Origin of the sequence: Candidatus Synechococcus spongiarum SH4, assembly GCF_000586015.1 — a bacterium.
GTDB classification, from domain to species: Bacteria; Cyanobacteriota; Cyanobacteriia; order PCC-6307; family Cyanobiaceae; genus Synechococcus_B; species Synechococcus_B spongiarum_F.
The window spans coordinates 1-4,401 of the sequence record NZ_JENA01000143.1 but is presented as its reverse complement, the minus strand read 5'-3'; the positions used below and the strand labels follow the sequence as shown (position 1 = coordinate 4,401).

3 protein-coding genes are annotated in these 4,401 nt (G+C 64.9%); all 3 read left to right on the top strand.

Going from position 1 to position 4,401, the window contains the following annotated elements:
- Positions 1-301: 301 nt before the first annotated feature.
- A complete protein-coding gene (locus BG35_RS0106920) occupies positions 302-763 on the top strand; it encodes a GNAT family N-acetyltransferase (RefSeq protein WP_034417654.1) in 462 nt (153 codons plus the stop codon).
- A 105-nt stretch (positions 764-868) separates the two neighbouring features.
- Positions 869-3,919: an ATP-binding protein gene (locus BG35_RS0106915; RefSeq protein ID WP_071994810.1), complete on the top strand. Its 3,051-nt coding sequence runs from the start codon at positions 869-871 to the stop codon at positions 3,917-3,919.
- A complete protein-coding gene (locus tag BG35_RS0106910) occupies positions 3,916-4,368 on the top strand; it encodes a DUF7680 family protein (RefSeq protein WP_025782261.1) in 453 nt (150 codons plus the stop codon). The genes BG35_RS0106915 and BG35_RS0106910 overlap by 4 nt, the downstream gene beginning before the upstream one ends.
- Positions 4,369-4,401: the final 33 nt, after the last annotated feature.

Here is a 4,401-nt window from a genome sequence, read left to right as displayed (position 1 = left end):
GCTGGAATCCATAATCTGGAGCAACAGCGTTCCGTCTCCACGTAACCGCAGCATGATTGTTGTTTGTGCATCTGGTGTCAGTGTCGGGGGCGTTGCCGGTGATTCGGGAGAGGGCATCACCAGCCAGTGTGGCAAAAGGAACGCGGCTGAAGACCAAAACACCCTGAAGCGGGAACCCACCTGAAGAAGGAAGATTTATCTGCAGTCGAAGGGGAGGAGGTCGACTATTGATGCCAATCTCCTGAGGGCATTGTGGAACCATGGACAGGCACCCCCGTGATTGTTCAGACCGAAGGCCACCATGGAACATGCCATCCGACCGGTTCAGCGGTCGGACATTCCGGCGATCAAGTCCGTGATCAAGGACGCCGATCTCTTCCCGCCAGCCATGCTGGATGCCATGATCGCAGGCTACATTGGGCAAGCCAATCGCGACATCTGGTTTGTCTCGATTGCCGACGGACGGGTGGTCGGGTTTGGCTTCTGTGAACCGGAGCGCATGACGAGCGGCACCTGGAACCTCCGCGCCATCGGCATCCTCGCTAGTTACCGGGGACGTGGAATTGGCGGGTCCATGGTGCGGTATCTGGAGGATCGCCTTCGATCCGCTGGTCAGCGGATTCTCATCGTCGAGACGATGGGAACACCTGAATTCAGACGTTCCCGAGCCTTCTACAATGCCGTTGGCTATGCTGAGGAGGCCCGTATTCGCGAGTTTTACGAGGTCGGCGCAGACAAGATCGTCTACTGGAAACATCTGTGATACCGACGACCCACCAGCCACTGTGGCGAAAGAAACGCGGCTGAAGACCAAAACACCCCGCAGCAGGGGCCGTGCTGCCGTAACCCATTGATGACCGCTGAACCCATGCGTCCCCCCACCATCTACCACCTGTGCCAGCCTCGCCAGGACGTGCTTGCGGGACGGATCCGGGATGAAGACTTTGCCGCTGACCTGAGTCAGGTGCTCAGGGGTACGGCGCCGGAGATCTACAAGGATCCCGCCCTCTTCTTTGCCAACACTCACCCCACCCGCGGCCTCAAGGATTTGATCCAGGCGGTGGTGGGGCGGCTCACCGGCGCTGATCGCCAGTTGGGCAGCATCCTGCGGCTGGATACCAGTTACGGCGGCGGCAAGACCCATGCCCTGATCGGCCTCCACCACATCCTGACGGCGCCTCGGCAGATTCCCCACCTGGCCGAGTTTGCCGATCCGGCCACGCTGCCCAGCCGGCCGGTGACGGTGGCGGTTTTTGACGGGGAGAACGCCGACCCCATGAACGGCCGACGGATGGATGGAGACATCCTGGCCGCCACCCCCTGGGGGGAATTGGCCGTGCAACTGGCGGGGCGGACGGGTTATGAACGCATCCGCAACAGCGACCGGCTGGGGGCTGCGCCCCCCGGAGCGGAAACCCTGCGGGAACTCATGGGCGACGGGCCGGTGCTCATCCTCATGGACGAGCTCTCCATCTATCTGCGCAAGCTCAAGGGGTCTGCCGCCGGCCTGGCCGCCGGGCAGCTCACCCCCTTCCTCACGGATCTGATCAAGGCGGTGAACTCTCTCCCCAACGCCGTGCTGGTGTTCACCCTGGCCTTGGGCCGTGGGGGCCAGGCCATGGATGCCTATGGAGACGAGAACCAACGGATTGACCGGATCTTCGCAGAACTGCAATCCGTGACGGGACGGCAAGTTACAGCCCTGACCCCCACCAGTGAAGAAGAAACGGTGCAGGTGTTGCGCCGCCGCCTGTTTGCCTCTATCGACCGCAGTCGGGTGGGGGAGGTGGTGCGGGCCTACCAGGATCTCTGGAGCCGCCATGGTTCGGCTCTGCCGCCTGTGGGCCAAAGGGATGATCGGGCCGAGGCATTGCGCAAGGGCTACCCACTGCATCCGGAACTCATCGAGACCCTGATGCAGAAAACCTCCACCTTGGAGAACTTCCAACGGGTGCGGGGCATGTTGCGGCTGCTGGCCCGGACCGTTGCCCAGCTTTGGCAAGAGCGGCCCGGTGACGCCACCGCCATCCACCTGTGCCACGTTGATCCCGGCAACGAGCGGATCCGCCTGGAGATCGCCACCAAGCTGGGGCTCCAGGCCTTCATCCCGGCGATCCGGGCCGATGTGGCCCGCACCAGCGCCGAGGACGGCAAAGCCCTGGCCCAACAACTGGATGGGGGCGAGTTTGCGGGTCTGGCGCCCTACGGCTCCCTGACGGCCCGCACGGTGCTGTTCCACTCCCTGGCCTTCAACGAGCCCCTCAAGGGCCTCGGGCGGCTGGAGTTGAACTACAGCCTTTATGCGCCGGGTCTGGATCCCGCCTTCATCGACAAGGCGGTGCGTCTCCTGCGGGAGGGGTCGGAATACCTGGACGACAGCGCCGCCAGCAAGCTGCGCTTCCTCACCGAAGCCAACCTCAACCAGATGGTGAGAAAACGGGAGAGACAGTTTGACCAGGAGACGGTGCGCCAGGAGTTGCAACGCCACGTTGCCTCCATCTTTGCCAAGGGCGGGCGGTGTTTTGCGCCGGCGATCTTCCCGACCAGCCCGGCGGATATTCCCGACGATACGGACGGCCCCTATCTGGCGGTGCTCCACTGGGACGGCCATACGGTGGCGCAAGACAACGTGGAACTGCCGGATTTGGTGGCGCGGCTGTTCACGGAGCGGGGTGACAAGGCCAACATACGGCGCAATCGCAACAATCTGGTGTTTGTCTGCGCCGACGGGCTGCAGGTGGAGGACATGCAGCGCAAGACCCGCACCTTCCTGGCCCTGGGGCAGATGCAGCGGGGGGATCTGTTCGCCAGCCTGCAGAGCCACCAGCAGGAGACGGTGAAGGAGCGCCACGGACGGGCGCAACTGGACTTTGCCCTATCGGTGCAGCAGGCCTACCGCCATGTGTTCTATCCCGAGCGCGGCCCAGCGGATGCGCCCCTCGTCCATGCCGTCATTACCGTCACCAACGCCAGCAGCGAGCCCGGCGTGGGGCAAAAGCAGGTGGAGCGGGTGCTGCGGGACGCCGGAGAACTGATTCTTCCCGATGACACACCGCCCGCGCCCAACTATATGGCGGATAAGACCCCGTTGCGGCGTCGGGGGGTGATGAGCAGCCGGGATCTGCGCAACGAGTACTACCAGGACCCCGCCTTGCCCATCCTGATTGGCCACGAGGTGCTCAAGAAGTGTCTGCGGATGGGGCTGGATGAAGGGGTGTTTGTCTACAAGGAGGGGGAGCGGCTGGAGGGCCGGGGCCTGCCGCCGGGGACGCTGAGCATCAGCGAGGACGCCAAGGTCTACATGATGGAGAAGGCGGAAGCGCTGGGCATCTGGCCACCGCCCACCGCTGCGCACGAATCTCCGCCTGCTGCCCCCGCAGAGCCGCCCACAGGAGGTGACGCCCCCACAACCCAGCCGAGCTTGGGGCTGGATCCGGTGGCCGGCACTCCTGGCGGTGGCGTGGCGCCGCCACCTCCGGGGATGCCGGAGCGCACCGGCAACATCAAGACGATCCTCACCCAGTTGGCCCAACAGGTGAGCAGTTCCGGCCGGGGGATTTGCTCCCTCGCATGGCGCATGAACACCGGTGACGGCTTTGTGCCCCTGGCTCTGCTCAAAGCCGAGCCGGGCGCCACGGTGCGGGTGGAAATGATGGAAGGGGGCTGGAGCAGCGGCGACGGCGCAGCGGAGTGGACCTTTGACTTCAAAGGCGCGCCGGAAGAGGCCAGCATCCTGCGGGGCTTCATTGAGGGGCAATGGCGGCGGGGCGGCGAAAAGTCCCTCGACATCCAATATCAGCTCACCTACGACCCGCCCCTCGCCTGGAACGATGGCGGCGCGGCCTGGATTTCCCGCCTCACCAGGGTAGGCCTGGGCGCCCAGACGGCCACCATTTCCCTGGAGTTGAGCACCCCATGACCAGCGCCAGCGCCTCGGGTCGTCCCGCCTATGAACTGCGCAGCCGCCAGCGGGGTCCCAGCGACCTGCTGCTGGAGGTGTGGCAGGCGCCCAGCGCCGCCACCCCGGAACTCAGGCAGCCCCGCCGGATTGCCGGTCTTGGGGGGCATAAGCTCCTGTTGGCGGAGGGAGCCGTGCTGCGGCGCCTCAACACCGGGAAGGTGAGCCTGGCCAGGCTCCGCAAGGGGGAATCCCGCCGTGATGGGCTCCCGGAGGAATTGGCCTTGACCATGGGATTGTTGTTCAAGCTGCTGGCGCCCATGCGCAACGTGACCGCCATGGACAACTGCGCCCGGGGCATTGAGGCCATGGCCCGGGAAGAAGCCGCCTACTGGCTGGGCATGGCCATGCACCGCAAAAACCCCCGCCGGGTGCTGGCGGCCCTGCGTCTGCTGCTCTCCGCTGGCTGAATGGCGCCATGGGGCAACCATGGACCACGGGCC

Coding starts and splice junctions, on each gene's coding strand:
- BG35_RS0106920 (WP_034417654.1), top strand. CDS start 302: ATGGAACATGCCATCCGACCGGTTCAGCGGTCGGACATTCCGGCGATC.
- BG35_RS0106915 (WP_071994810.1), top strand. CDS start 869: ATGCGTCCCCCCACCATCTACCACCTGTGCCAGCCTCGCCAGGACGTG.
- BG35_RS0106910 (WP_025782261.1), top strand. CDS start 3,916: ATGACCAGCGCCAGCGCCTCGGGTCGTCCCGCCTATGAACTGCGCAGC.